The 25,061-nt window shown below is 64.2% G+C and carries 23 protein-coding genes; 19 read left to right on the top strand and 4 right to left on the bottom strand.

Going from position 1 to position 25,061, the window contains the following annotated elements:
• Nucleotide 1 precedes the first annotated feature (1 nt).
• Genes PQQ51_RS01980 through PQQ51_RS02015 form a run of 8 tightly spaced genes read left to right on the top strand, consistent with a single transcriptional unit; the run spans nt 2 to nt 11,240 of the window.
• A complete protein-coding gene (locus tag PQQ51_RS01980; protein ID WP_408494784.1) occupies nt 2–1,126 on the top strand; it encodes a polysaccharide biosynthesis/export family protein in 1,125 nt (374 codons plus the stop codon).
• 46 nt (nt 1,127–1,172) lie between these two features.
• Nucleotides 1,173–2,840 carry a glycoside hydrolase family protein gene (locus PQQ51_RS01985; protein ID WP_408494358.1) on the top strand — a complete coding sequence of 556 codons (1,668 nt, stop codon included), beginning with the start codon at nt 1,173–1,175 and terminating at the stop codon, nt 2,838–2,840.
• Entirely contained in the window at nt 2,825–3,397 is a 573-nt protein-coding gene (locus PQQ51_RS01990; protein ID WP_408494359.1) for an arsenate reductase/protein-tyrosine-phosphatase family protein, read from the top strand. The genes PQQ51_RS01985 and PQQ51_RS01990 overlap by 16 nt, the downstream gene beginning before the upstream one ends.
• On the top strand, nt 3,394–5,655 hold the full coding sequence (locus PQQ51_RS01995; protein ID WP_408494360.1) for a polysaccharide biosynthesis tyrosine autokinase: 2,262 nt from the start codon (nt 3,394–3,396) through the stop codon (nt 5,653–5,655). Before PQQ51_RS01990 ends, PQQ51_RS01995 begins: the two co-directional genes overlap by 4 nt.
• Nucleotides 5,652–7,802 carry a glycosyltransferase gene (locus PQQ51_RS02000; protein ID WP_408494361.1) on the top strand — a complete coding sequence of 717 codons (2,151 nt, stop codon included), beginning with the start codon at nt 5,652–5,654 and terminating at the stop codon, nt 7,800–7,802. The genes PQQ51_RS01995 and PQQ51_RS02000 overlap by 4 nt, the downstream gene beginning before the upstream one ends.
• A gap of 49 nt (nt 7,803–7,851) precedes the next feature.
• Nucleotides 7,852–8,892, top strand: a complete 1,041-nt coding sequence (locus PQQ51_RS02005; RefSeq protein WP_408494362.1) for an EpsG family protein — start codon at nt 7,852–7,854, stop codon at nt 8,890–8,892.
• Nucleotides 8,893–8,898: 6 nt separating this feature from the next.
• On the top strand, nt 8,899–10,059 hold the full coding sequence (locus PQQ51_RS02010) for a glycosyltransferase (RefSeq protein WP_408494363.1): 1,161 nt from the start codon (nt 8,899–8,901) through the stop codon (nt 10,057–10,059).
• Nucleotides 10,056–11,240 (top strand): polysaccharide pyruvyl transferase family protein, encoded by a 1,185-nt coding sequence (locus PQQ51_RS02015; RefSeq protein WP_408494364.1) that lies wholly within the window; start codon nt 10,056–10,058, stop codon nt 11,238–11,240. Before PQQ51_RS02010 ends, PQQ51_RS02015 begins: the two co-directional genes overlap by 4 nt.
• Here PQQ51_RS02015 and galU read toward each other — a convergent pair.
• Nucleotides 11,237–12,118, bottom strand: coding sequence for a UTP--glucose-1-phosphate uridylyltransferase GalU (galU, locus tag PQQ51_RS02020; RefSeq protein WP_408494786.1), 882 nt, complete (start codon nt 12,116–12,118; stop codon nt 11,237–11,239). The genes PQQ51_RS02015 and galU overlap by 4 nt on opposite strands.
• A gap of 353 nt (nt 12,119–12,471) precedes the next feature.
• Here galU and PQQ51_RS02025 point away from each other — a divergent pair, with 353 nt between their 5' ends.
• Nucleotides 12,472–12,783, top strand: a complete 312-nt coding sequence (locus PQQ51_RS02025; protein ID WP_408494365.1) for a flagellar transcriptional regulator FlhD — start codon at nt 12,472–12,474, stop codon at nt 12,781–12,783.
• On the opposite strand, the gene PQQ51_RS02030 is transcribed toward PQQ51_RS02025, so the two are convergent.
• Entirely contained in the window at nt 12,757–13,713 is a 957-nt protein-coding gene (locus tag PQQ51_RS02030) for a LysR substrate-binding domain-containing protein (RefSeq protein ID WP_408494366.1), read from the bottom strand. The two genes, PQQ51_RS02025 and PQQ51_RS02030, sit on opposite strands and share 27 nt — an antisense overlap.
• Before the next feature lie 159 nt (nt 13,714–13,872).
• On the opposite strand from PQQ51_RS02030, the gene PQQ51_RS02035 reads away from it, so the two are divergent.
• The 9 genes from PQQ51_RS02035 (at nt 13,873) to PQQ51_RS02075 (ending at nt 22,337) form a co-directional block, all read left to right on the top strand.
• A complete protein-coding gene (locus PQQ51_RS02035; protein WP_408494367.1) occupies nt 13,873–14,946 on the top strand; it encodes an ABC transporter substrate-binding protein in 1,074 nt (357 codons plus the stop codon).
• Between the two features lie 115 nt (nt 14,947–15,061).
• Nucleotides 15,062–16,141, top strand: a complete 1,080-nt coding sequence (locus tag PQQ51_RS02040; RefSeq protein WP_408494368.1) for an ABC transporter ATP-binding protein — start codon at nt 15,062–15,064, stop codon at nt 16,139–16,141.
• Nucleotides 16,128–17,000 carry an ABC transporter permease gene (locus PQQ51_RS02045; RefSeq protein WP_408494370.1) on the top strand — a complete coding sequence of 291 codons (873 nt, stop codon included), beginning with the start codon at nt 16,128–16,130 and terminating at the stop codon, nt 16,998–17,000. The genes PQQ51_RS02040 and PQQ51_RS02045 overlap by 14 nt, the downstream gene beginning before the upstream one ends.
• Before the next feature lie 16 nt (nt 17,001–17,016).
• Nucleotides 17,017–17,814: an ABC transporter permease gene (locus PQQ51_RS02050; RefSeq protein WP_408494371.1), complete on the top strand. Its 798-nt coding sequence runs from the start codon at nt 17,017–17,019 to the stop codon at nt 17,812–17,814.
• The gene (locus PQQ51_RS02055; protein ID WP_408494372.1) at nt 17,811–18,959 is read left to right on the top strand and encodes an NAD(P)/FAD-dependent oxidoreductase; all 1,149 of its coding nucleotides are present in this window, start codon (nt 17,811–17,813) and stop codon (nt 18,957–18,959) included. Before PQQ51_RS02050 ends, PQQ51_RS02055 begins: the two co-directional genes overlap by 4 nt.
• Before the next feature lie 8 nt (nt 18,960–18,967).
• Nucleotides 18,968–19,339, top strand: a complete 372-nt coding sequence (locus PQQ51_RS02060) for a (2Fe-2S)-binding protein (RefSeq protein ID WP_408494373.1) — start codon at nt 18,968–18,970, stop codon at nt 19,337–19,339.
• A complete protein-coding gene (locus PQQ51_RS02065; protein WP_408494374.1) occupies nt 19,329–20,735 on the top strand; it encodes an FAD-dependent oxidoreductase in 1,407 nt (468 codons plus the stop codon). Before PQQ51_RS02060 ends, PQQ51_RS02065 begins: the two co-directional genes overlap by 11 nt.
• Nucleotides 20,728–21,900: an NAD(P)/FAD-dependent oxidoreductase gene (locus tag PQQ51_RS02070; protein WP_408494375.1), complete on the top strand. Its 1,173-nt coding sequence runs from the start codon at nt 20,728–20,730 to the stop codon at nt 21,898–21,900. Before PQQ51_RS02065 ends, PQQ51_RS02070 begins: the two co-directional genes overlap by 8 nt.
• A gap of 83 nt (nt 21,901–21,983) precedes the next feature.
• Nucleotides 21,984–22,337, top strand: coding sequence for a RidA family protein (locus PQQ51_RS02075; protein ID WP_408494376.1), 354 nt, complete (start codon nt 21,984–21,986; stop codon nt 22,335–22,337).
• A 322-nt stretch (nt 22,338–22,659) separates the two neighbouring features.
• Here the strand turns inward: PQQ51_RS02075 and PQQ51_RS02080 are convergent, their stop codons facing one another.
• Together PQQ51_RS02080 and PQQ51_RS02085 are read right to left on the bottom strand one after the other, a co-directional pair.
• Nucleotides 22,660–22,890: a hypothetical protein gene (locus PQQ51_RS02080; RefSeq protein ID WP_408494377.1), complete on the bottom strand. Its 231-nt coding sequence runs from the start codon at nt 22,888–22,890 to the stop codon at nt 22,660–22,662.
• A 160-nt stretch (nt 22,891–23,050) separates the two neighbouring features.
• On the bottom strand, nt 23,051–23,926 hold the full coding sequence (locus PQQ51_RS02085) for a LysR family transcriptional regulator (protein WP_408494378.1): 876 nt from the start codon (nt 23,924–23,926) through the stop codon (nt 23,051–23,053).
• Between the two features lie 155 nt (nt 23,927–24,081).
• On the opposite strand from PQQ51_RS02085, the gene PQQ51_RS02090 reads away from it, so the two are divergent.
• Complete coding sequence (locus PQQ51_RS02090) at nt 24,082–24,972, top strand: NAD(P)-dependent oxidoreductase (protein ID WP_408494379.1); 891 nt, start codon at nt 24,082–24,084, stop codon at nt 24,970–24,972.
• Nucleotides 24,973–25,061 lie beyond the last annotated feature (89 nt).

Consider the following 25,061-nt stretch of genomic DNA (forward strand, 5'->3'; position numbering starts at 1 on the left):
TATGTTTTTCGTGCGGCGGGTCGTATGGATTGCGGCGCTCCAACTCGCGCTGTCCGCCTGTACGGTAGCACCCGGCATGAAGATGCAAAAGGCGTCGAGCTTGCCGCTTGCGAGTGCGACCGGCGACGCGCCGGCAGAGCAGTTGCCCGTGCCGTTGACCGAGGTGACGTTGTCCTCGATCGACGAGATACGAAGCGAAGCCGAACGCCGTAGCGATGCCAGCGCCAGCGCCCTGCTCGGCAGCAGCCAGCCCTACACGATCGGCGCTGGCGATGTGCTGCAGATCACGGTCTGGGACCATCCTGAACTGGCCGCGGCATTGGGTTCGCAGCCGCCCGCGAATGCCCGGACCTACGACCCGCCGCCGGGATTCATCGTCGATGACGGGGGTTATCTGCGCTTTCCGTTTGTCGGCAACATTCACGTCGAGGGCATGAAGGTCGACGATATTCAACGCAAACTTGCGGCGGAACTGGGCAAGTCGTTCCACGATCCTCAGGTGACCGTGCGCATTGCGTCGTTTCGCGCGAAACAGGTCTATGTCGACGGCGAGGTACGCACACCGGGTGCGCAATCGGTCAACGATATCCCGACGACGCTGTACGACGCGATCAGCCACGCAGGCGGTTTCAGTCCGGCGGCGGACCAGAGCCGCATTACGCTGACTCGCAACGGGCAGTCGTACGACATCAATTTCACGGGGATGCTGCAACGCGGCTTGAATCCGTCGAACATCATGCTGCGTCCCGGCGATCTGATACGGGTGTCCGCGCGGGAAGAAAACGGCGTGTTCGTGCTGGGCGAAGTGAGCCGCCCTGTCACCGCATTGCCGTTGCGCAGCGGTCAGTTGACGTTGAGCGACGCACTTTCGCAGGCGGGCAGCATCAATTCGTCGACCGCGGACGCCGCGCAACTGTATGTGATTCGCGGACTCGGCAAAGACGCGCGCGTCTTTCACCTCGACGCGGCGTCGCCGGTCTCGATGATTCTCGCCAACCGGTTCGAACTGCTGCCTAAAGACATTGTTTACGTGGACGGCAACGGCCTGGTTCGCTTCAGCCGTGTGCTGAGTCTTCTGCTGCCCGGTATCAACGCAGGCTTGACCGCGGGATTGGTGACCAAATGATCCCGATCCCGCGATTTCTCAGCCAACCGCACACGACGGTGAGCTCATGGTGAATCGTCGTTCCGCAATAGGCCTGTCAGCCGGCGTCGCGATCCTGGGCGCCGCTTCCGTTTCGCGCGGCTGGGGCGAATCCGTCGACACCCGAGCGCCGAATGGATTTCTCTGGCTCAGCGACTTCGCCGCCAAAGGCAAAGGTGCGAGCGACGACACCGGCACGTTCCAGCGCGCGATCGACTACGTGCGCACTCTCGCGCTGCGCACGCGCGACACGTCCTGTCTGCCTTCATTGCTGATTCCCGCCGGCCGGTACGTGCTCACGGAGACGATCGACACCGCGCCCTGGATCAAGTTGTGCTCGGTGGGCGGTGTGTTGCTCGACTTCTCGCAATTGCCGGTAGGCTGGGACGGCCTGACCTGCCGGAACGAGACCACGCTTCCCGCCACGGATCTGCGTTTTCCCGGCGACCGTTCGCCGTTTCTCGACGGCACAGGCGGCACGATCTCGGTACTCGGACCCGGCAAAGCGCGAGCCGAAGGATGGGGCATCGTGATGGGCAATCGCCAGGCGGGCTTTTCTGGCGCCGTGCGGGACGCGGGTGGACGCAACGTCGTGGTCACCGGCTGGCGCGGGGCGCTGCGGATCGATCCCATCAACGCGTACCTTGCCGCGTGGTTCTCGTCGCGCTTCGAACAGAACCGCGAAGCCGGCATTCACGTGGCGCCGGGCGTCGGCAGAAGCGTGAACAGCGGCGAACGGATGACCTTTATCGATTGCACGTTTGCGGGGTCCGCACGCGCGCTCGACATCGACTCGGACAGCATGGATTTCGTTTTCGACGCCTGCTCGTTCGATTTCAATGGCGACGTGGCGTATTTCGGCAGTCACGCCCGCTTCGGCACGGTGGCGTTCAATCACTGCCACTTCGAGGGTATCGACGGACTGCTGGTCAACGCGACAGCCTCCGGGAAACATCTTCGCACCGTGTTCCGCGACTCGATCGTGTTGCCGAGGCGCTGGAAGCGCAAGGATCTCGACAATGCCCCTCGTCAACTGGTTGCGGGTACGGCGAAGTTCGCCGCTGCCGGGCTCGAATGGCGGTTCGAGTCTCCGGAGCAGAGCACGTTGACGGCCCTGATCGGCGACGAGGTGCCGGTCGAGTCGATCAGCGCGATGAGTTTCCAGAAGATTCAGGCGCTGCCGTGGCGGCCACGCGTGATCAATGCCGACAGTCTCTTCACGCTGGACAGCCCCGGCACGCCGGTGAGTTCGCTGACGCACTGGAGCGTGCCCTCTGCCGCGTCCGGCCGAAGCGCAGGTGAAATCTTCGTTGCGCCGGGAGTACCGGGTGTGCAGGCAAACGGCGCACTCACCGGATCGGCGCAGGCATTGCGGCTGGCGTCGCCGGATCACGACGGCGCGCCGTTGTCGATCATCACGAAAACTCCCTTCCCCGTCAGCCCCGGCGAAACGGTGCTGGCTGCCTGCACGGCCAGAACCGCGGACACCCGAGGCCCCACCGCATTCCAGTTCCAGTTCTACGCAGCGGGAGGCGTTCCGCTTGGCGCGAGCGAAGCCCAAAGCCCGGCGAACGCCCTGCCGTCCGCACAAGCCGTCGTTCCAGCCGGTGCCGTTCAGGCCACGCTCAAGACGAGCTTCATCGGCTGGCGCGGGAAGCTCGAGATCAGCGAACTGGCCGTATGGCGTTCGTCATGACGCCAGGTGCGCTGCGCCGGATTCGAGTCAGCCACGTCTCAACACACAGAAATAAAGACCCGATGATTTCCAACGTTCTTATGGTTTGCCACGGAAACCTTTGCCGCAGCCCGATGGCGGCGGCCCTTCTGCAGCGACGTATCGAAGGTGTGCAGGTGCGTTCGGCCGGTCTTGCCGCCGAGGTGGGACAGCCCGCCGCGACAGAAGCCGTCGCCGCGCTTGCCGAGGTGCGCATCGACATTCGCGCGCATCGCGCCACGCAACTCACCCGACAACTCGCGGACGACGCGGAACTGATACTGACCATGACCGCCGCGCAGACCCGCAGCCTGCAATCGCTCTATCCGCTGATGCGCGGCCGTATCTTCTCGCTGCGCGGCTTCGACGACCTGGATATCGACGACCCGATGGGTGCGCCGCTGTCCGCCTTCCGCACGTGTCGCGAAGCGTTGACTGCCGGTATCGACCACTGGGTCGGCCGGCTCAAGGACCTGAACGCGCCAGCGCGCGAGCGCGCGCATTGCCGGCCGCTGCACGTGGGCGGAGGTGCACAGTGAACCCGCGCCATGCGTCGCCCGAACCCGTCGCCGAGAAAGAGTTCAATCTCGCGGCGATGCTCGATGTCTTCATGCTTTACCGGCACATGATGCTGTGGATCTTCGGCCTCGTGTCGGTGCTCGGCATCGCGGCGGTATTGCTGTCGGACCCGCAGTATCAGGTCAACATCATCACGCAGGTGGACGAAGGCTCGGCCGCGACCACCGCGTCGTCGCTGCTGGGCCAGGATCTCTCGTCGATGCTCGACGTCAAGTCGTCGGCGGATACGGAAATGCAGGTGCTTCAGTCGCGGCTTGTCGTGGCTTCCGCGGTCGACAACCTGCGCCTCGACATCGAAGCCGAGCCGGCTCGCTTTCCGCTCATCGGCCGGGCGATCGCGCGCGCCAGCAAGGGGCTGTCGCGCCCCGGCTTTTTCGGCATGGGCGGCTACACGTGGGGTGACGAGCGTGCTCGCGTCGAGCGCTTCGACGTGCCCGCCGGTTTCGAGGGCGAGCACTACCGCCTGACCGTTCTGGATGCCGGCACTTACCGGCTTTCCGGAACCGGGCTCGATCAGGATGTCGTCGGCCGGGTCGGCAAGACCGAGACCTTTGTCAGCGACGACGGCCCCATCACGTTGCAGGTCGACTCGATCCATGCGGCGGCCGGTGCCCGTTTCAAGCTCACGCGGCAATCGCGTCTGGAAACAATCGACAAGCTTCAACGCAGCCTGTCGATCAGCGAGCTCGGCAAAGACTCCAACGTGCTTCAGGTCAAGCTGCGTGGCAGCGATCCCGCGCTGATTACCGCGATTCTCAACGACATCGCGCATCACTACGTCGGCCAGAACGAGGACCGGAAGGCGGAACAGGCGTCGCGCTCGCTGACCTTTCTGCGCAGCCAGGTCCCCGACTTGCGCCAGAAGCTCGACACAGCCGAAGCAGCGTATGCCGTGGTGCGCAGCAAGCTCGGATCGGTGGATCTCGACGGCGAGGCGCGCGCGGTCCTGCAGCAATCGGCCGACAACGAAACCCTCATCGGCGCGCTGCTGCAAAAGCGCGCGGACGCGCTGACCCGTTTCGAACCCGCGAATCCGACGGTGCTCGCGCTCGATCAACAGATCAAGGTGCTGGAGGCGCAATCGACCGGTTTCAACCAGCGTATCGATCGCCTGCCGGAAATCCAGCGTCAGGTCGTGACGGCGCAACGCGACGTGAAGATCAGCAACGACCTGTATGTCGGCTTGCTGAACAATATCGAGCAGTTGCAGATTCTCGAAGTGGGACGGATCGGCAACGTGCGCGTACTCGACAACGCGTTGTTGCCCGATCAGCCGATCCGCTTCTGGCGCCCGGTGTTGTGCGTCGTCGTGATCGTGCTCGCGCTGTTCGCGGCGGCCGCCACCGCGTTCATTCGCGACCTGTTGTTCCGCGGAATCTCGGATTCGCACGAGATCGAAGAACAGACCGATCTCAGCGTGTTCTCGGTGGTGCCGATGGCGAACCGCCGCGGCTTCCGCTGGAGCGGGTATTGGCGACGCAAGCCGGCGCCGCGCCGCCCGCTCGCGTTCGTCGATCCCGCGGACCCGGCGATCGAAAGTCTGCGAAGCCTGCGCACCGCGTTGCAGTTTTCATTAGCGGACTCCGCCAACAACGTCGTGATGTTTACCGGTCCGTCGCCGAACATCGGCAAATCGTTTATTGCGTCGAACGTGGCCGCGGTGCTCGCGCGAACCGGCAAGCGGGTCCTGCTGATCGACGGCGACCTCAGACGTAGCGGATTGAGCCGCGCGTATGGCTGCCATTCGGCTGTCGGGCTGGCCGACGTGATCGCGGGTGCCAGCGAACTCGACGCATCGATCCGCAAAGTCGAGCGCTCGACGCTCGACTTTCTGCCGAGCGGTTCGATGCCGTCCAATGCCGCGGACCATCTCAGCAGTCCGGGCGTACCCAACCTCTTCAAGAAGCTTGCGGCGAGCTACGACGTGGTGATCGTCGATACCGCACCGCTTCTTCCGGTACCGGACGCGGCGATTCTCGCCCCCTATGCCCAAGGCAATGTGTTCCTGGTAGCGCGCGCGTCCATCACGAAGCCGGCGGAACTCGAGGAATGCGCGCGCCGCCTGCGGCAAGTCGCGGTCGACGTGAAAGGCGTCGTGCTCAACGGGATCGACCGGCACGCCGGCCGTTTCCGCTACGGCACGACCTACGGCAGCTATCGCTACGCACGCTCGCGCAGTGAGGAGATGCGCCCCTTGATCGACGAGGTGGCGCCATGATGCAACGCGGCCGCGACGCCTGGGCCGCGTCCTTGCTGTCCGTCAGCGCGCTGGGGTCAGCCGGGCTGGCGTTCGCCGTCCAGGCGACGCTGGCGCGCTGCCTCGCGCCGACGGACTACGGCCGGTTTGCCGCGGCACTTGCCGTTGTGACGATCGTCGCACCGGCAGTCGGCTTCGGCGTGCCGTCTTTCTGGCTGAAGGCCTACGGCACCGAAGGCTGGGCAGCGCGGCGCTGGATGGACGCGTCGGTGCGTCTCATCGGCCGCAGCGCCGTGTTGTGCATTGTCGCCGTAGCGCTATGGGCATGCTTCGGCGCCGCCGACACGCACATCGGCCATTTGCTGCTCTCGATGCTGCCGGTAGTCCTCACGCAAGGCGCAATCGAAATGGCTTCGGCGAAACTGCAACTCGAAGAGAGATTCGGGCGGGTGGCGCTATGGCAGGCCCTGCAACATGCCGGACGTCTCGTGCTGGTGCTGGCATGCTGGAAGCTCGCGGCAGACAGCGAAGCGATTGCACTCGGCTTCGGCTGCATCGGCGCTGTCGTGACGCTCGGCTCCTGGCGCTCCGTCAGCGCGCTGCGGCGCGGCGCAGTCGAACTGGTCGGTCATGGCACCAAACCAGTGGGCCAAATCGCTCATGCAAGTCTGCCTACGCCGTCGACACATGAACTCTGGCGCAACGCCGCGCCATTCGGCGTGGCGAGCCTGCTCTTCTTTGCGTACGGGCAAAGCGGGCTGCTGATCGTCTCGCACCTCGGCACGCCGCACGACGTCGGCGTTTATAGCGTTGCCGTGACGATGCTGAGCGCGCTTTATCTCCTGCCGTCCGTGCTGTTCCAGAAGCTGCTCATGCCGCGCCTTCATCGTTGGGCTGCGACGGGCGACGAACGTCTCGAACGCATGTACCGGGACGGCAATAAATGGATGTTCGCGTCGGGCGTCGCGTTGGCCGCCATCGCGGCGCTCCTCGCGCCGTTCGTGATCCCACTCGTGTTCGGCAGGCAATACGAGCCGTCGATCGACGTGGTGATCCTGATGACAGCGAGCACGCCGTTCAGGTTTCTGTCGGTCAGCGCTTCTTCCGTGATGACGACTCGTAATCTGATTCGCGTGCGTAATCGCTGTGCGTTCGCCGCGCTGTTGTTTAGCGTGATTGCAGGCGTGATCGGCGTGAGTGTCGCGGGCATCGTCGGCGCGGCGCTTGCTTCGATTGCAGGAGAAGTTGTCTGGGCCGCGCTTTCCGTCGTGTGCGCGAATCACTTTCTCGCACAGGCACGGCGCAAGCCGGTGACCATCGTCGGCGGCCTGCCGGACGTCGACGCCGCGCCCCACGTAGCCGAACTGATTCCGGTCAGCGCGATCATTCCGTGTTTCAACTGTCGCGCGACGATCGGGCGCGCCGTCCATTCTGTATTCCTGCAGACGTGGCGCCCGAATGAGCTGATTCTCGTCGACGATTGCAGCACGGACGGCACGCGCGAGCTGCTCCGCGAACTCGCGAAAAACTATCCGGCCGGCTGGATTCGCGTGCTGCTACAGCCTCGCAACGCGGGTCCCGGCGCTGCGCGTAATGCCGCATGGGCAGCGGCGAAACAGCCCTATATTGCATTTCTCGACTCGGACGACAGTTGGCATCCCGCGAAGATGGAACGCCAGTATGGATGGATGAGTGCTCATCGCGAGGCGGCGATCACCGGCCACCCGGTCGCGCAACTCGACGCCGGCGAGCAACCCGGATCGCAAGCGCTGCCGGCCGTCGCCGCGCCGCGCCGGATGTCGCGCCGGCGCATCCTGTTCTCGAACCGCTTCACCCCTTCCAGCATTCTGATGCGCGCGGATGTCGGCGCGCGTTTCGATGAGACGAAGCGCCATGCCGAGGACTACTTCATGCTGCTGGAAGTCGTTCTGGTGGATCGAGGCGACGCCTACCTGTTTCCGGCGCCGCTGTCGTATATCTACAAAGCGCAGTTCGGCGCGCGAACCGGTCTTAGCGCTCAACTCTGGAAAATCCAGAAAGGCGAGCAGGACAACTATCTGCAATTCCGCCGCCGCAAAGCGATCAGCGTTCTCGAATGGCTGTGTTTCTCGCTGCTGAGCGCAGCCAAATATTTTCGACGCTGCGTGGTGTCGCGGAGATTCACGTGAGCCGCACGCGAGCCATCACAGCAACACTGCAACCGGCGAGGCGTGCGATATGACGTACTACCTCGTTCCTCTGCTGATCTTTTACTTCGGCGTCGCGCTATGCATCGCCTATGGCGGGACCAATCCCGCCGTGGTGCTGACGTGCGCGTTGCCGATGGTCGCACTGGCCGTCTTGCGTGGCCATAGCGGGACCGACACGGCCGCGTATTACCAGGCGTTCACCGACCTCGGCCAGGGCAACGGCTACGGCGCCGAACCGTTGTTCAATGCGTATGCGCAACTCCTCTGGTCGATCGACCCCGACCCGCGATTCGTCGTCAACAGCATTTCGATGACGACCGCGCTGCTGTTGCTGTGGTCCATTTCCCGCAGCCGCTTCGGCATCTGGTTCGGTGGCCTGATCCTCGTGCCCGGCATGTTTTACGAACTGACGATGAACGTGATGCGCTTCGGTCTTGCGTCGGCGATCTTCCTGGTCGCGACTCGCATTGCGCCGCATCAGAAGCCGCTTCGATATTTCATCTATGCGTTGATCGGCACCTGTGTGCATTTTTCTTCGGCGCTGCTGTTCCTGCTCTTCATCGCGACGACCCGGCGCGGACACACGCTGATGTTCGTCGGCGTCGCGGTGGCGGTCATCGGCGGTTCGCTGCTGATGCCGGACTACTTCGCCGACAAGACCAGTCTCTATACCGGCATCGCGGCGCCGAATGCGTCGTCCGGATTGCTGTTCCTGCTGATTCAGATGCTGATGCTCGGCCTGATGATCGTGTTCCGACGGCAATTCGCGATCCCCCCGATCGGCTGGCTGATTTGCGCCGTGCTGGCGGCCGCGCTGTACGGGATGACCCAGGTGACTTACGCGGGCATCCGGTTTCAGCTGATCCTCGTGAACCTGATGCTGGTGGTTCTCTGGCGTCAGTTCGCTCCGCCCTCCGGGCGCATGCGCACCGACCTGGCGACGTGGCTGTTCGTCATTGGACTGATCGCGTTGGCGGGACGCGTGCACAACATGACCGACGAAGAAGGACACGGCGAGTCGCCGTTTCTGCCGTACCAGGCAGCTCCATCAATCCAGCAACTAGGGTGAGCGATCATGCGACAAAAAATCGTACACGTAACGGAAGCGCTCGGCGGCGGCGTACTGCACTGTGTCGTGCTGCTGGCCAATCGCCAGGCGGCCGCGGGCGACGATGTCGTCGTGCTGCATTCGGTGCGCGACGACACGCCGCCCGCCGCAAAGCTCGACGAACTATTCGATCCGAGGGTGCGGCGGCAGGTCGTCGACATGCGCACCCGCATCGGCGTGCACGACGTCGTGAGCGTGTTCCGCCTTCTCATTGCGCTGTTTCGGGAGCGCCCGGACATCGTTCACCTTCATTCGTCGAAGGCCGCCGCGGTCGGACGGATCGCCGCTCGTCTGCTTGGGATCGCCGCGCGCACGATTTATTCGCCGCACGGATTCGCCTTTCTGAAGGAGGACATCTCGCCGCTCAAGATCAGACTGTTCCTGCTGATCGAGCGGATGCTGCACGCAACGGGCGGACATATCGTCGCCTGTTCGAAGAGCGAGTTGCGCTATGCGCGCATGCTGCTTCTACGCGCTGACCGCACGAGCCTTGTCGAAAACGCGGTGAAACTCGATGAATTCCATCATGGCGGACGCAGAGCGGCAAGCGAACAGATCGTCGTCTGCACGTCGGCGCGGGTCACTTATCAGAAAGCGCCATGGCGCTTTACGCGTCTTGCGCAACGTTTTCCAGCCGGCTCGGACACCCGCTTCGTGTGGTTCGGCGACGGCGAGCCTGACGCGATCGAGCGCTGGATCGATCGCGACACGGTCGAGTTGAGCGGCTGGATACCCGCCGCGGAGCTTCGGCGGCGACTGTCGCAGTGCGATATTTTCGTTTTGCCTTCGCTATGGGAAGGCATGCCGATCGCGCTGATCGAAGCGCAGGCGGCGGGACTGCCCGCGGTGGCGAGCCGCATCGTCGGCAACCGAGATGTGATCGTCCACGGCGTAACGGGCTTTCTTGCAAACGACGATGAAGAACTCGAACGCTACACCCGCCGGTTGATCGACGACGCGCAACTGCGCGAGCGGATGGGTGCCGCGGCGCGCGCACACGCCCGCGCCCGCTTCGGCGACACACAGCTATTCCGCTCTTATGTCGGGGTCTACCGGCGCTTGCTGACGCCGCTGCAAGGTCGCCTGCCGGCCGTCGCACACGCACTTTCCCATGAGGTTCTGAAATGAATACACCTGCTGAAACCGACTCTCCGGCGCAAGTCGTATCCGGCGCCGCGTCACCCGAATTGTCCCCCTCGTCCGTAAGCAGCCGTGCGCGAACCGCGACCACCCGCCGCAAAACGCGCATTGCATTCTTCGGCTTCTACGGGCGGCACAATTTCGGCGACGATCTGTTCGGCTACCTGCTGCAAACAATCTCGATCAGAACGCCTGGGATTCTTCCGCTGATAGTGGGCGCGTCGCCCGCGCAGGAATTGACGCATCCGTTCCATTTGCCGGTTGCGAGGGCGCTGTGGGCGCGTCCCGGCGCAATCGGCGCGGCGGCACGCTCGGTGACTTATGTGGCCGCCTTGTTGCGTGCCCGGGCGGCAGTCTTCGGCGGCGGATCGCTATTCGGCGCGAACGCCGCGCTGCCTTTCGCAAAGCTGATCGTCAATGTGGGGCGGCACTTCAACCGGCCTGTCTCAGCGCTCGGCGTGTCGGTCGGACCATTTGCGACGGCGGAACGGCGTCATGCATTTGCCGGCGTGCTGAAAGCGATGCCTCGCATCGCAGTTCGAGACGAAGCGTCGGTCCGCGCGGTCGCCGACGCAACCGGCTCGACGCCGGCCAACCTCAAGGACCTCGCTTTCGCGTTGCCGGCGCTCTATAAGCCGAAGCGCCGGCCGCCCGATCGACGCACGCTGGTCGTGTCCATTCATCTGCGCCAGTACATGGATGCGGTATTGGCGGTGCTGGCCGAGGTGGATAGCCGGCGCCTCGTCGATGAAGTGCTGTTCGTGTCGCTCGACGACGAGAGCGTTGCAGTGACCGGGGACATTGCCCGCCTGTTCTCGCCGTTGAACGTCGCCGTGAACCGCTTTCAATACGGCGATTCGATTACCGAAGTCGTCGATCTGCTGGCGGCCGCGGCGTGCGTGGTGACCTCGAAGCTGCATGGCGCAATCGTCAGCTACGTATACGACGTCCCGGTCATGCTGTTCTGCTATCAGCGCAAATGCGCGGAATTCCTGCTGGACAACGCATTGCCGGGCCCCCAGGAACAGCAGCCGCCTGACGACGTTTGTGTCGGACACGTCCTCGCGCTTCTTTCACGCAACCGTCGCGCGCAAAAATACTCGAGCGCCGAATGGCATCTCGACCAGTTCACAGCGTTCATCGGCGACATCGGAAACCATTACGTTTAAATCTCCAACTCCGTCATACGGCTCGCGAGATAGTCGCTGAAATCCGCCGCTACTTCGGGGTGGCGCAGCGCGAATTCCACGGTCGCTTTCAGATACCCAAGCTTGCTGCCGCAATCGAAACGCGTGCCGTTATATCGATAGGCCAAAACCTGTTCGTCGTTCAGTAGCGACTGGATTGCGTCCGTCAGTTGCAACTCGCCGCCGCTGCCCGGCCGCAACGCACGCAGATGTTCGAAGATCCTCGGCTTGAGCACATAGCGGCCGACCACGCCGAAACGGGACGGTGCATCGGCGGGCACCGGCTTCTCGACGATGCCCGACAACTTGAAGATATTTTCTTCCCATTGTTTGCCGTCGATGACCCCATAAGACTTCGACTCATCCGGCGCAATTTCTTCAACCCCCAGCACGGACGTGTGGTAATGGTCGAATACGTCGATCATCTGCCGCAACACGGGCGGCCTGCCGTCCAGCAGATCGTCGGCCAGCACGACGGCAAACGGGCTGTCGCCGACGAGCTTTTCCGCGCACAACACCGCATGCCCCAATCCCAGCGCTTCGGCCTGGCGAACATAAAAGCAGTCCACATGACTCGGCTTGATATTGCGTACGAGAGAGAGCAGCTTTTCTTTTCCACGTGCTTCGAGTTCCGCCTCGATCTCGTACGACTTGTCGAAATGGTCCTCGATGGCCCGCTTGCTGCGTCCGGTGACAAAGATCATTTCGGTTATTCCTGCCGCAATGGCCTCTTCAACCGCGTATTGAATGAGCGGCTTATCGACAATCGGCAGCATTTCCTTCGGGCTTGCCTTGGTTGCCGGAAGAAAGCGGGTACCGAGCCCCGCAACCGGGAAAACGGCTTTCGTTACTTTAAGCATGGGAATTGAATCTCGCGCGTGGAATGAACAGGTATTTATAGGGAAATGCCGGTGCCTGCCCCGCAAAAAAGAACCTGCCCGCAAGAAACGAATAGCGAGCAGGTTTAACCGAGGCTTTAAGGGTCCTCTGAGAGGAGAGAACCCCGCAGCAAGTATCGTCCTTCCATCGCCGATGCCGGTAGGCAGTTGTCGGATCACGCTGATCAAATGACGGAACGCTACAGCAATGTAGTCGACCCACCCATGCTCACCACGCTCGAGACGTTTACCCGAATAGTGGCGACAGAATAATTCCAGCGAATTTCACATATTGGCGGATTGAATCAAGGTTTTGTCAAACCTGAAAGATCTCGATGCGTAAACTGACAAAGGAGCTATCGCCAGCATATTGGCGACGACAACTCTTCAACCCTCGCGCACCACCCACACAATTGACCAAGAAATCAGACAGCTTGCAGGCAATTGCCGCATTCAATCAATCGTATCTGCTGCTCGCGCAGCGGATGCTAAGGGAAGATCGAGAGCACGCGAAGCGCGCGCTCGGCGTATCCGATTCGATGGCAACACGGATCTGTTCGTTGACGCTGGCCGAGATCGAACTGCTCGCCGATAGCTCGGACCTGGTCTGTCAATTCAGATCAGACGCGGCGCCGGGGCGCGCCTGATACTCGAGACCGCGTTTGTCGACGAACCGGAGCCACCACCTCCGCAAGCAACTCCTCATGCAAGCCCCGCAACACATCGACGAACGCCGACGCAAGCCGCTCTCTCGGCCTGTGCGGAGGAAACAGCAGATAGGTCGGAAACAGCGTGGCCGGCAGGAATGGCCGGATCGCGATCTCCGGCCCCGCAAAATCGCGCGCGACGATCGGATGAGCCAGCGTCACGCCCATTCCGTGACGAACCATCTCGCAGCACATCGCGGTGTATTGCGCCTCGATCGCCAGCACCCGCTGCACGCCGGCGCGCAGGAACACTTCGTCCATCATTGCGCGTGTGCCGTCGCCGTGACACAGCGAGATGAACGACTCGCCTTCGAGATCCTCCGGTCTGATGCTTCGCTTTGCCGCCAGCCGATGAGTGGCCGGCATCACGCACACCGCCGCCACGTTCGATAACTGCTCGACCTCGCAATCGGACGCCTCGCTGACATACACCGCCACGCCGAGATCGCAGAACTGCGACGCGGTCCAGTGATTGACGGTGCCCGACGTATTCACATGCAGCGATACGGTGACATCCGGGAATAGTTGGACAAAACGCTTGATCGCATGCGGCACCAGCGTCATGCCGGCCGACGGCATGGCGGCGATCCGCAGACGGCCGCTGCCGAGATTGCGAATCTGCGCAGCGGCGTTCGCGAGCCCCTGCAAGCCGACGAACGCCCGTTCGACTTCGCGGAAAAACGCCTCGCCTTCGCTCGTCGGAATCAGCCGCACCCCGCTGCGCTGAAACAGTTGCAAGCCGGTATCGCGCTCAAGTTGCGCGATCAGACGGCTCACGTTCGGCTGCGACGTGAACAGCGCCTTGGCCGCGGCGGTCATCGATCCTGACACCATCACCGCGCGAAATGCCTCTATGTGCTTGAGGTTCATACGAGTTCTCCGTTAGAGCACGAGCGTTCAATCCATATCATCCATGCATAGATAGGTATTTTATTCGTATTGGACGACATGACCAGCCGGCGTGACACTGGATTCTATAGACGGGCAGCGAAGCCCGCCTTCCCCACACCGGAACTGGAGATCGTCGTCATGAAAAGCGCGTTGCATCGCCGTCTGTCCGTCCCTTCCCGCCGTGCTGTCGCGGCCCTTTCATGCGCGCTCGGTTCTGTGCTGGCTGCCCCGCTTCTCGCGCAGGCCGAGCCCACGCTGTATGTCGCCAACGTCGGCGGTTCGAACGAGCAGCTCTACCGGCAGAAAATCATTCCGCCGTTCGAAAAGGCGCATAACGTAAAAATCGTCTACGTCGCGGGCAATTCGAGCGACACGCTCGCGAAACTCCAGGCGCAGAAAGGCCATCAGCAGATCAATGTCGCGGTGATGGACGACGGTCCCATGTATCAGGCAATGCAATTGAACCTGTGCGCGAAGCTCGACGACGCCCCCGTGATGAAAGACCTCTACCCGCTCGCGAAGCTCGGGCCGAGCGCGATCGGCGTCGGCATGGTGGCGACGGGGATCGGCTACAACGAGGAAGCGTTCAAGAAGGCCGGCTTGCCGCCGCCGGATTCGTGGAAAGCCCTCACCGACAGCCGCATCAAGGGCAAGCTCGGCGTGCCGCCGATCACCAACACCTACGGCCTGCATACGCTCGTGATGCTCGCGCGGCTGTCGGGCGGCGGCGAGAAGAACATCGATCCGGGTTTTGCGGCGATGAAGAAGGACGTCGCGCCTAACGTGCTGTCGTGGGCGCCGACGCCCGGCGAGATGGACGGCCAGATGCAGGCCGGCGACGTGATCCTGGCGCCGTATGGCAGCGGCCGCGCGGTCGCGTTGCAGAACACCGGCTTCCCGCTCAAGTTCGTCTACCCGAAGGAAGGTGCGGTGGCATTGCAGGTGGCGGCGTGCGCGATCGCCGAGAACGAGCAGCCGCAGTTGTCGCAGCAGTTCGTGCAGTACCTGCTGAGCCCTGAGGTGCAGGCGTTGCAGGCACAAGGCATCGGCCTGGGCCCGGTCAACCGGACGGTCAAGCTCACGCCCGAGATCGCCGCTCGTGTGCCCTATGGCCCGGAACAGATCTCGAAGCTCACCGCGATGGACTGGGCGACGATCAATCAGCATCGCACCGAGTGGACCGAGCGCTGGAACCGGACGGTCGAGCGTTGAAGCGCGTTAATACGCATTAATGCGCGCTTCGCCACCGACGCAACCGCTACCGCAGCCGCAACCGCCCCCCCCTCCGCGCAGCGCGCGATCCGATTCTGACGAAGGAGCAACGCGTATGGCCTTCCTGACTTTGCAGGGCATTTCGAAACGCTACGGCGATTTCACCGCCATCGAGCAACTGGATCTTTCGGTCGAACGCGGCGAACTGCTCTCGCTGCTCGGCCCCTCCGGCTGCGGCAAGACGACCACGCTGCAGATGGTGGCCGGCTTCATCACGCCGACGACCGGCCGCATTCTGCTCGACGGCCGCGACATCACCCACGAGCGTCCCGAGAAGCGCGGCATCGGCGTGGTGTTCCAGAGCTACGCGCTGTTTCCTCACATGACGGTGGCGGGCAACGTGGGTTTCGGCCTGGAGATGCGCAAGGTGCGCCGCAAGGAGCGCGACGAGCGTGTCGCCGAGGCGCTGTCGCTCGTGCGCCTTCAGGGCCTCGGTCATCGCTACCCGAAGGAGTTGTCGGGCGGCCAGCGGCAGCGCGTGGCGATTGCACGCGCGATCGCGATGCAACCCGAACTGCTGCTGCTCGACGAGCCGATGTCGAACCTCGACGCCAAGCTGCGCGAAGAGATGCACATCGAGTTGCGCGCGATCCAGAAGCGCCTCGGCATCACGACGATTCTGGTCACGCACGATCAGGTCGAGGCGATGACCATGAGCGACCGCATCGCGGTGATGCATCGCGGCGCGATCGCGCAACTGAGTACGCCGTACGACGCGTACGAGCGCCCCGCCACGCCGTTCGCGTCGACGTTTCTCGGGCGCACCAACGCGTTTGCCGGTGAGGTATTGCGGCGCAATCCGCGCTGTGCGGAAGTCTCGGTCGCGGGCACCACACTGCATGTGCCGCATGAAGGCCGTCATGTCGAAGGCACGGTGAACGTCTATATCCGGCCGGAGAAGGTTCATCTGGCCAATGGCGACGCGCGGTTGCGCGGGCGGATCGCGACGCGCGTGTTCGTCGGCAATCAGTGGCTGCTCGAAGTGGATACCGAACTCGGCAAGCTGCGCGTCACGCGGCCGAATCACGGCGCGCCGCCGCCCGCGGAGGGCGACGAGGTCGGCCTCGAATGGACCGACGACGACCTGCGCGTGCTCACGCAAGACAATCAGGAGAGCGCTCATGGCCACGCTTGACGACGGCCGCCCCGGCGCCGCGCCCTGGCTGTTGTCCGGGCCCGCGCTGCTGCTTTTTGTCGGCCTGTTGCTGGTGCCGCTGCTGCTCACGCTGATGCTGTCGTTTCGCGTGTTCAGCGACGTAGCCGGCGTCACGTCCGCCTATACGCTGTCGAACTACTGGGAAGTGGTCAGCGACCCGTACTACGGCACGATCTTCCTGCGCACCGCCGGTCTCGCATTCGCCGTCACGCTGCTGTCCATCGTGCTCGGCGTCCCGGAGACCATCGTGCTCGCGCGGATGAAGCGTCCGTGGCAGTCGCTCTGCCTGCTGGTCGTGCTCGGCCCGTTGCTGATCTCCGTGGTGGTGCGCACGCTCGGCTGGCAGATTCTGCTCGGCAACAACGGCGTGCTGAATAGCGTGCTCCAGGCGCTGCATATCACCGACGAACCGATCCGCCTCGTATTCACGATGACCGGCATGATCATCGCGCTCACGCACGTGCTGGTGCCGTTCATGGTGATGTCGGTCTGGGCGACCATGCAAAAGCTCGATCCGCAGGTGGAATGGGCCGGCCGTTCGCTCGGCGGCTCGCCGTTCGCGGTGTTCCGCCGCGTGGTGCTGCCGCAAATCCTGCCGGGCGTGCTGTCGGGCTCGATCATCGTGTTCGCGCTGTCGGCCTCGGCGTTCGCCACGCCCGCGCTGATCGGCGGGCGCCGCCTCAAGGTGGTGGCCACCGCCGCCTACGACGAATTCCTCGGCACGCTCAACTGGCCGCTCGGCGCGAGCATCGCCGTGTTGCTGCTGATCGCCAACGTGGCGATCGTGATGGGCTGCAGCCGTCTCGCCGAACGCCGCTTCCGGCACATCTTCGACTGAGCGCAGGAGAGCGATCATGAAACAGAACGGCATTCTCGGGCTCGTCTATAACGCGTTCTTCCTGACCTTCATCATCGCGCCGCTCGCGGTGGTGATGCTGGTGGCCTTCACCGACAAAGGCTTCATCTCGATGCCTTTCGACGGCGCGTCGCTGCGCTGGTTTCGCGCGATTCTCGACAATGGCGACATCGTCGCGGCCTTCTGGCTGTCGGTGCGGCTCGCGTTCGCGGCGGCCACCATCGGCGTGCTGCTCGCGGTGCCCGCCGCGCTCGCGATCGCGCGCTATCGCTTTCCGGGGCGCGCCGCGCTCACCAGCTTTTTCCTGTCGCCGATGATGATCCCCGCAGTCGTGCTCGGCATCGCGTTCCTGCGCTTTCTGTCGATGCTGCATCTGTCCGGCTCGTTCTGGTCGCTGGTGTGCGCGCACGTGATCATCGTGCTGCCGTACGCGTTGCGGCTCGCGCTGTCGTCGGCGGTCGGTCTCGATCGCGATGCCGAACGCGCCGCGCTGTCATGTGGCGCAAGCCGCTTCACCGCGTTCCGCCGCGTGGTGCTGCCGATGATCCGCACCGGCGTGGCGGGCGGCTGGGTGCTGTCGTTCATCCAGAGCTTCGACGAACTCACGATGACCATCTTCGTCGCGACGCCGGGCACCACCACGCTGCCCGTCGCGATGTACAACCAGATCGCGCAGACGATCGATCCGCTGGTCGCTTCGGTGTCGGCGGTGCTGATCGTCGGCACGGTCCTTCTGATGATCCTGCTCGACCGCATGGTCGGACTGGACCGCATTCTGATTGGAGAAGCCCGATGACATTGACAAGCACCGCCAGTGCCCACGGGCCGGCGGACGTGATCGTGGTGGGCGGTGGCCTCGTCGGTTCCGCCGTGGCCTACGGGCTCGCCCGCGAAGGCGCGCGGGTGACCGTGCTCGACGAAGACGACGGCGGTTTTCGCGCGTCCCGCGGCAATTTCGGCCTCGTCTGGATTCAGGGCAAGGGCTACGGCATGTCGCCTTATGCCCGCTGGTCGCGCAGTTCCGCCACGCGCTGGCCAGGCCTCGCGGCGGCGCTGCTGGAGGACAGCGGCGTCGACGTCGCGTTGCGTCAGCCCGGCGGCTTCCACTTCTGCTTCGACGACGACGAACTCATCGAACGCAAAACCCGTCTCGCGACGCTGCAAGCCGAACTCGGCGATTACCCGTATCAGATGCTCGATGCCGCCGACGTCCGCGCGCGCATCCCGCACATCGGCCCCGCGGTGATCGGCGCGAGTTATTCGCCGATGGACGGTCACGTGAATCCGCTCAAGCTGCTGCGCGCGCTGCACACCGCGATGCAGGCGCGCGGCGTGCGGCTCGTATCCGCCGAACGCGCGGAGCGCATCGAGCCGCAGACACAGGGTTTCGTCGTGCACGGCCGGCACGGCACGTATCGCGCGGCGCGGGTCGTGCTCGCGGCGGGACTGGGCAATCGCGCGCTCGCGCCGTTCGTCGGGCTGCACGCGCCGGTCGCGCCGAATCGCGGGCAAGTGCTGGTCAGCGAGCGCGTTGCGCCGTTTCTCGACTATCCGACGCTCAACGTGCGCCAGACCGACGAAGGCAGCGTGCAGTTCGGCGATTCGATGGAGGAAGTCGGCTTCGACGATTTCACGACCACACATGTGCTGGCCGACATCGCCCGGCGCGGTGTACGCGCGTTTCCGCTGCTGCAGCACGTGCGGCTCGTGCGGATGTGGGCCGCGTTGCGCGTCTACAGCCCCGACGGCTTTCCGATCTACGAGCAGTCCGACGCGCATCCGGGCGCGTTCGTCGTCACCTGTCATAGCGGCGTGACGCTGGCGGCCGCGCATGCGCTGCGCGTCGCGCCGTGGATTCTGAACGCGCCGCTGCCCGACGAGTTGCCCCACTTCTCTGCTCGCCGCTTCGAGCAAGCCCGCTCATTGACACCGGCTCACTGACCACCGACATGACTTCCCAATCGACCCACACCCTGTTCAAGCCGCTGGCGAGTGCGCAAGACGCAGCCGCCGCGAACCTCGACATCTGGTTCAACGATCAGCCGTTGTCCGTGCCCGGCGGCCGCTCCGTCGCCGCGGCGCTGCTCGCGTCGGGCGTCTCGCGCTTTCGGGCGACGCCCGTGTCCGGCGCGCCGCGCGGGCCCTTCTGCATGATGGGCGCGTGCTTCGACTGCCTCGTCGAGATCGACGGCGTGCCGAGCCGCCAGAGTTGCATGGTCGAAGTGAAGGCCGGGATGCGGATCCGCTCGCAGGAAGGGGCGCGCGATCTGCCGCCGGCGTCCATGACCGACGCACCGCTGGAGAACGCACATGGCTGCTGATTTCGCTTCCGAAGCCGTCGACCTCGTCGTGGTCGGCGCCGGTCCCGCCGGCATGAGCGCGGCCACGCGTGCGGCGCGCGCGGGTCTCAAGACCGTCCTGATCGACGAGCAGGACGCAGTCGGCGGACAGATCTATCGCGCGATCGGCCGCGCCGATGCGCGCCGCAAGGAGATTCTCGGACCTGACTATGCCGCAGGCGCCGCCATTGCCGACGCATTCGCCGCGTCGGGCGCGCGGCACCTGACCCACGCGACCGTGTGGCAGGTCACGCGCGAGCGCAGCGTCAACTATCTGAAGGACGGCAAGATCGGCAGCTTCGACGCACAGCGCGTGATTCTCGCGAGCGGCGCATTGGAGCGTCCTTTCCCGATTCCCGGCTGGACGCTGCCCGGCGTGCTGACCGCGGGCGCCGCGCAGATCCTGCTGAAGAGCGCGGGCGAAGTGCCCGCCGCGCCGCCGGTGCTGGCGGGCTGCGGCCCCTTGCTTTATTTGCTCGGCTGGCAATACGTGCGCGCCGGCGTGCCGATCCGCGCACTGGTCGACACGACCCGTCACGAAGACCGCTGGCGCGCGAAGCGCCACCTGTTGTCGGCGTTGCGCGCGTGGCCGTTCCTGAGCAAAGGTCTGCAACTGATCCGCACGCTGCGGGCCGCGGGTGTGCCGATCTACGAGGCCGCCGACGATCTGCGCGTGGAAGCGCGCATCGGCACGGACAACGTCGAGCGCGCCGCCGCCCTTCACTTCACGACCCAAGGCACCGCGCATCGCGTCGAAGCCGAGGTGATCCTGCTGCATCAGGGCGTGGTGCCGAATACCCAGTTCACGCAAGCGCTGCGCGCCGCGCATCGCTGGGACAGCGCACAACTCTGCTTCACGCCGACCGTCGACGCATGGGGCGAACTGGACGTGCCCGGCATCTTCATCGCCGGCGACGGCGCGGGCATCGGCGGCGCGCAAGCTGCGGCGTTGCAGGGCACGCTCGCGGGTCTCGCCGCGGCCGCGCAACTCGGCGCGATCCCTGCCGCGCTGCGCGACGCCGAGGCCGTCACGCAGCGCCGCGCGCTCGCGGACGTGATGCGCATCCGGCCTTTTCTCGACAGCCTGTACCGTCCACGCGACGTCAACCGCATTCCGCGCGACGAAACCATTGTGTGCCGTTGCGAGGAAGTCACTGCCGGCGAGTTGCGCAAGTTCGTCGAACTGGGCTGTGTCGGGCCGAATCAGGCGAAGTCGTTCGGACGCTGCGGGATGGGTCCGTGTCAGGGGCGCATGTGCGGTCTCACGGTGACCGAGGTGATCGCCGATGCGCGCCGCGTGTCGCCCGCCGAAGTCGGCTATTACCGGATCCGGCCGCCGATCAAACCGCTGACGCTGGGAGAGCTCGCCGGTGACTGACACGACCGACGTCCAGCAAGCCGATGTCCTCGTGATCGGCGGCGGGCTGCACGGCACGAGCAGCGCGTTTCACCTCGCGCGGCGCGGCGCGAAGGTGATCGTGCTGGAAGCCGATTACGTCGCGCGTCATTCGTCGGGCGTGAATGCCGGCGGCGTGCGCACGCTCGGCCGTCCGTTGCCGGAAATTCCGCTTGCGCTGATGTCGCGGGAAATGTGGCACGGGATGACCGATCTGCTCGGCGACGATGGCGGCTTCGTACCCTCCGGGCAGTTGAAGATCGCCGAAACCGACGACGAACTCGCGGCCTGCCGCGAGCGTGTCGCGTTGCTCGAGTCGCACGGATTCACACATGAGAAAGTCGTGGACCGTGAAACCGTGCGCGAACTCGAACCCGCGCTGGCCCGGCATGTGACCGGCGGCATCTGGGTCGAGCGGGACGGCTTCGCGCTGCCTTACCGCACGACCACCGCGTTCCGGCTCGCCGCGCAGAGGCTAGGCGCGACCTTTCTCGAAGGCATGCCCGTGCGCCGCATCGAACAGCGCGGCACGCGATGGTTCGCCGTCACGTCGCGTGGCACGTTCAGCGCGGAAAAGCTGCTGGTCACCGCGGGCGCCTGGTCCGGCGAACTGGCGCAACAGGTCGACGAGCCGGTGCCCGTGCATCCCGAAGGTTTGATGCTGATGGTCACGCATCGGGTCGCGCCGTTCTGTCGCGCGACGCTCGGCGCAACCGGCAGGCCGCTGTCGTTCAAGCAGTTCGACAACGGCACCGTGGTGATCGGCGGCAAGCTGATCGGCATCGCGGATCTCGCGAATCGTCACGGAGAAGTCGATTTCGTCCGGCTCGTGCGCAGCGCGCGGACCGTGACCGATCTGTTTCCTCACCTGCGCGATCTCGGCGTGAACCGCGCGTGGGCCGGCGTCGAAGCCTTTACCGAAGATGAACTGCCGGTGATTTCGGCGAGCCGCCGCGCGTCAAATCTGTATTACTCGTTCGGCTACTGCGGCAGCGGGTTTCAACTCGGGCCGGGTTGCGGCAAGCTGGTGTCCGAGCTGATGCTCGACGGCGCGCCGTCGCTATCGCTGGACGCGTTTGCGATCGATCGATTCAACCGTGCGCCGGATGCGTCCCACGCAGACGCTTCGCACGCCGTGGCGCAATAAGCGCCTTCATTTTTGCGCCTTCCTCGCGTGTTCAATTGATGCGCGCGGGGCGCTTCTTTCGACTTTAACTGGAGAGTTTTTTCATGACCGACATTGTTCGCATCGACACCAATCAACGGATGAGCCGCGTCGTCAAGGCAGCCGGACTCGTGTTCGTCGGCGGCCAGACTTCGGGCGATCCTGCTCCCGATGTGAAAGTCCAGACCGCGAAAGTGCTGGAGAAAATCGACGGCTTCCTTGAAAAGGCCGGCATAGACAAGACGCGCCTCGTTTCCGCACAAGTGTGGCTCGCGGATATCGGCCGCGATTTTGCGGGTATGAACGAAATCTGGGACGCGTGGGTGCCGCAGGGCTGCGCGCCCGCGCGGGCGACGGTGCAAGCAAAACTTGCCGCGCCCGAGTTGCTCGTCGAGATTGCCGTGGTGGCGCTGGCCTGAGATGCGCGATGCGCGTGCCGGGGCACGGCGCCGATCGCGCTACCTGCCGACGCTATAGAGCGTGCCGGTGACTGCAAGCACGCTTGCAGTCACCGCTGCCAACCATCGCGAAGTCAAAGCCTACAGCGAGTGCTGAACGGCACGGGCCGAACCCGAAACATCCTGACCGAAACCAGCGACCGTGTTGCAGCCTGTCACCGAGATCGCTGCACCAATTAGCGATAGGATCGCCACACAACGTCGAAACATACTCATTCTCACTATTCAATGTTTTGCGGCTACCGGCCGCCGTGCGGGGCGCATTGCGCGCCGTGATTCTAGTTCAACGTCCTTTCGAAACCTTTCCAAGGGTCTTGCGCGCATGCGCCAGCACGTTATCGGGACATACCCGACGCCGCACGCTTTCTGGCGCGGCGAGATAGGCCTTCCATGTGGATAACGCAATCGGGAATGCCTGGCCCCGGTTCAAGGCGGCCAGCGCATCGGCTTGCGTGAGTCCCGCCTGTTCGATGAGCGAGCGCAGCGCGATGCCGTTATCCGTAACCTCGGTCATAGGCTTTGAAACCTGGGTGTACAAGTGCACCGAGAATAGCATGCGGGACACACGCCCCAAAAAAACTGCGTACGGTGCGCGCGCTTTCCTTGTCTTACTCGTAGCGGGAGATCCGTCTAATCAAATGCGCATCTGCGCCGGTGAATTGACTGCGCCGCTGTCATGAACCCGTGACACGATCCCGCGCAACCGAAGCGAGCACATTGCGAAACTCGCCGGCCGCGCCCGTCAGATTGCTGCGCTCGAACAGACGCAACTCGAGCGCAGGCAATGGCGGCAAGCCGGAGTCGTCGACCTGCTGGATGCCACGCGGCACGCTGTGGCCGGTGCGAACCGTGACGCCATGCCCGTATCGCAATGCCGCCCAGACGCCCGCGAGGCTCGGCGTCGTCAGCGCGAGGCGCCATGGGCGGTTGCGCCGGTCCAGCGCCTGCAACGCGGTCTGCCGGAACAGACACGGGTGGTCGAACAGCACCAGCGGAACCGGCGCGCGCCGCGCCGACAGATCGTCGGGCAGACGCTTGCCCGCGAACCAGAACAGCGGCATCGAAGCGAGCAAAGTGCCTGACTTGCTCTGACCCGGCAGCGAAAACGCAATCGCCATATCCAGCTTGCCCGCGTGCACTTCCTCTTCAAGTGCATAGTTGCGCCCTGCCCGGATCTCCACGTGCGCATCCGGTCTGATCCGGGCGAAGCGCGACATCGCCTCGGGCATGATGTCTTCGAAGAAATCCTGCGGCAGGCCCATTCTGATCGACACGGTTGCCGCGTTGGCGCCCAACGCGGCGGCAGCTTCGTCGTGTAGTTCGACGATTCGGCGCGCGTACGCCAGCAACGCGTCGCCCGCTTCCGTCAACGCGAGGCCGCGCCCTTTGCGCTCGAACAGCGTGTGACCCGCCTGCTCTTCGAGCCGCTTCAGATGCATGCTGACCGCCGATTGCGAACGGCCCAACTGCACTGCCGCGCGTGCAAAACTGCCCGCGTCGACGCCGACCACCATCGTGCGAAGCGCATCGATATCGAACCGGGTGCTCATCGAATCATCCGATCTGCTGAAGTGAGACTTCAATATTATTCGATATACGAAAGTCACGCAGGTCAATATAGTTCGACAAAAAGGACGCCTGCCACCGCGGGCATCACCTCGTCCGCCGGACACGATCTGGCGGCTCATCCAGTGGACATCCCCTTATGACTGGCACAACCCCAACTGGCTTTATCGGCCTCGGCACGATGGGCGAACCGATGGCTTTGAATCTTCGCAAGGCCGGCGTCGATCTGGTCGTCTGGAATCGATCGCCGGACAAATGCGCGAGCCTTGCCGCAGCCGGTGCGAGCGTCGCGACGGAAGTGCGCGAAGTATTCGAGCGCTGCGCTACCGTGATCCTGATGATGGCCGACGGCAACGCGATGGACGCGGTGCTGGCCCGCGGACTGCCGGCGTTCGCCGAGCGCGTCGCCGGCCATACGCTGGTCAGCATGGCCACGGTGCCACCCGGCTATTCGTCAGGGCTCGCCGAGGACGTGCGGGCCGCCGGCGGACGCTATGTCGAAGCGCCGGTGTCCGGTTCACGCAAACCGGCCGAAGCCGGCGAACTCGTCGCGATGGTGTCCGGCGCAGCGGACAACGACCCGTGGATTCGCGCGCTGCTCGCGCCGATGTGTCGCGAGTGCTTCGACTGCGGCCCGGTGCCGGGCGCGTTGCAGATGAAGCTCGCCGTCAACGTGTTTCTGATCACGATGGTCACCGGGCTCGCGGAATCCGCGCATTTCGCGGCGCGTCATGGGCTCGACATGGAGCGCTTCGTCGCGATTCTCGATGCCGGTCCGATGGCGAGCGCGGTATCGCGAATCAAGGCGACCAAACTCGGGCGCAACGATTTCACGAGGCAAGCGGGCATTTCGGACGTGCTGAAGAACAGCCGCCTGGTGGTGGATGCGGCCCATGCGGCGGGCGTGGCGTCGCCGCTGATGGATATTTGCCTCGCGCTCTATGCGGAGACCGAATCGCTCGGGCTCGGCGAGCAGGATATGGCCGCGGTTGTCAAAGCCATCGCGAGGCGCGACCCTGACGCTGCGTAAAAACGGGAGCGAGCGCTTGAATTAAAGAATGATTGGTCTTACTGCGCGGCGCGCTGCTCCAATACATGAAGGTCGCGGCCAGCCTGTCC

The sequence above is a fragment of the Paraburkholderia xenovorans genome (assembly GCF_046030735.1).
GTDB classification, from domain to species: domain Bacteria; phylum Pseudomonadota; class Gammaproteobacteria; order Burkholderiales; family Burkholderiaceae; genus Paraburkholderia; species Paraburkholderia xenovorans_A.

Bases quoted from the DNA above. Each gene is read 5' to 3' on its own strand.
- PQQ51_RS02030 (WP_408494366.1), bottom strand. From the start codon at position 13,713: ATGAACCTCAAGCACATAGAGGCATTTCGCGCGGTGATGGTGTCAGGA.
- PQQ51_RS02005 (WP_408494362.1), top strand. From the start codon at position 7,852: ATGACGTACTACCTCGTTCCTCTGCTGATCTTTTACTTCGGCGTCGCG.
- PQQ51_RS02060 (WP_408494373.1), top strand. From the start codon at position 18,968: ATGACTTCCCAATCGACCCACACCCTGTTCAAGCCGCTGGCGAGTGCG.
- PQQ51_RS02090 (WP_408494379.1), top strand. From the start codon at position 24,082: ATGACTGGCACAACCCCAACTGGCTTTATCGGCCTCGGCACGATGGGC.
- PQQ51_RS02075 (WP_408494376.1), top strand. From the start codon at position 21,984: ATGACCGACATTGTTCGCATCGACACCAATCAACGGATGAGCCGCGTC.
- PQQ51_RS02000 (WP_408494361.1), top strand. From the start codon at position 5,652: ATGATGCAACGCGGCCGCGACGCCTGGGCCGCGTCCTTGCTGTCCGTC.
- PQQ51_RS02055 (WP_408494372.1), top strand. From the start codon at position 17,811: ATGACATTGACAAGCACCGCCAGTGCCCACGGGCCGGCGGACGTGATC.
- PQQ51_RS02065 (WP_408494374.1), top strand. From the start codon at position 19,329: ATGGCTGCTGATTTCGCTTCCGAAGCCGTCGACCTCGTCGTGGTCGGC.
- PQQ51_RS02010 (WP_408494363.1), top strand. From the start codon at position 8,899: ATGCGACAAAAAATCGTACACGTAACGGAAGCGCTCGGCGGCGGCGTA.
- PQQ51_RS02015 (WP_408494364.1), top strand. From the start codon at position 10,056: ATGAATACACCTGCTGAAACCGACTCTCCGGCGCAAGTCGTATCCGGC.
- PQQ51_RS02085 (WP_408494378.1), bottom strand. From the start codon at position 23,926: ATGAGCACCCGGTTCGATATCGATGCGCTTCGCACGATGGTGGTCGGC.
- PQQ51_RS02080 (WP_408494377.1), bottom strand. From the start codon at position 22,890: ATGACCGAGGTTACGGATAACGGCATCGCGCTGCGCTCGCTCATCGAA.
- PQQ51_RS01985 (WP_408494358.1), top strand. From the start codon at position 1,173: ATGGTGAATCGTCGTTCCGCAATAGGCCTGTCAGCCGGCGTCGCGATC.
- PQQ51_RS02035 (WP_408494367.1), top strand. From the start codon at position 13,873: ATGAAAAGCGCGTTGCATCGCCGTCTGTCCGTCCCTTCCCGCCGTGCT.
- PQQ51_RS02040 (WP_408494368.1), top strand. From the start codon at position 15,062: ATGGCCTTCCTGACTTTGCAGGGCATTTCGAAACGCTACGGCGATTTC.
- PQQ51_RS01980 (WP_408494784.1), top strand. From the start codon at position 2: ATGTTTTTCGTGCGGCGGGTCGTATGGATTGCGGCGCTCCAACTCGCG.
- PQQ51_RS01990 (WP_408494359.1), top strand. From the start codon at position 2,825: ATGGCGTTCGTCATGACGCCAGGTGCGCTGCGCCGGATTCGAGTCAGC.
- PQQ51_RS02050 (WP_408494371.1), top strand. From the start codon at position 17,017: ATGAAACAGAACGGCATTCTCGGGCTCGTCTATAACGCGTTCTTCCTG.
- galU (WP_408494786.1), bottom strand. From the start codon at position 12,118: ATGCTTAAAGTAACGAAAGCCGTTTTCCCGGTTGCGGGGCTCGGTACC.
- PQQ51_RS02045 (WP_408494370.1), top strand. From the start codon at position 16,128: ATGGCCACGCTTGACGACGGCCGCCCCGGCGCCGCGCCCTGGCTGTTG.
- PQQ51_RS02025 (WP_408494365.1), top strand. From the start codon at position 12,472: ATGCGTAAACTGACAAAGGAGCTATCGCCAGCATATTGGCGACGACAA.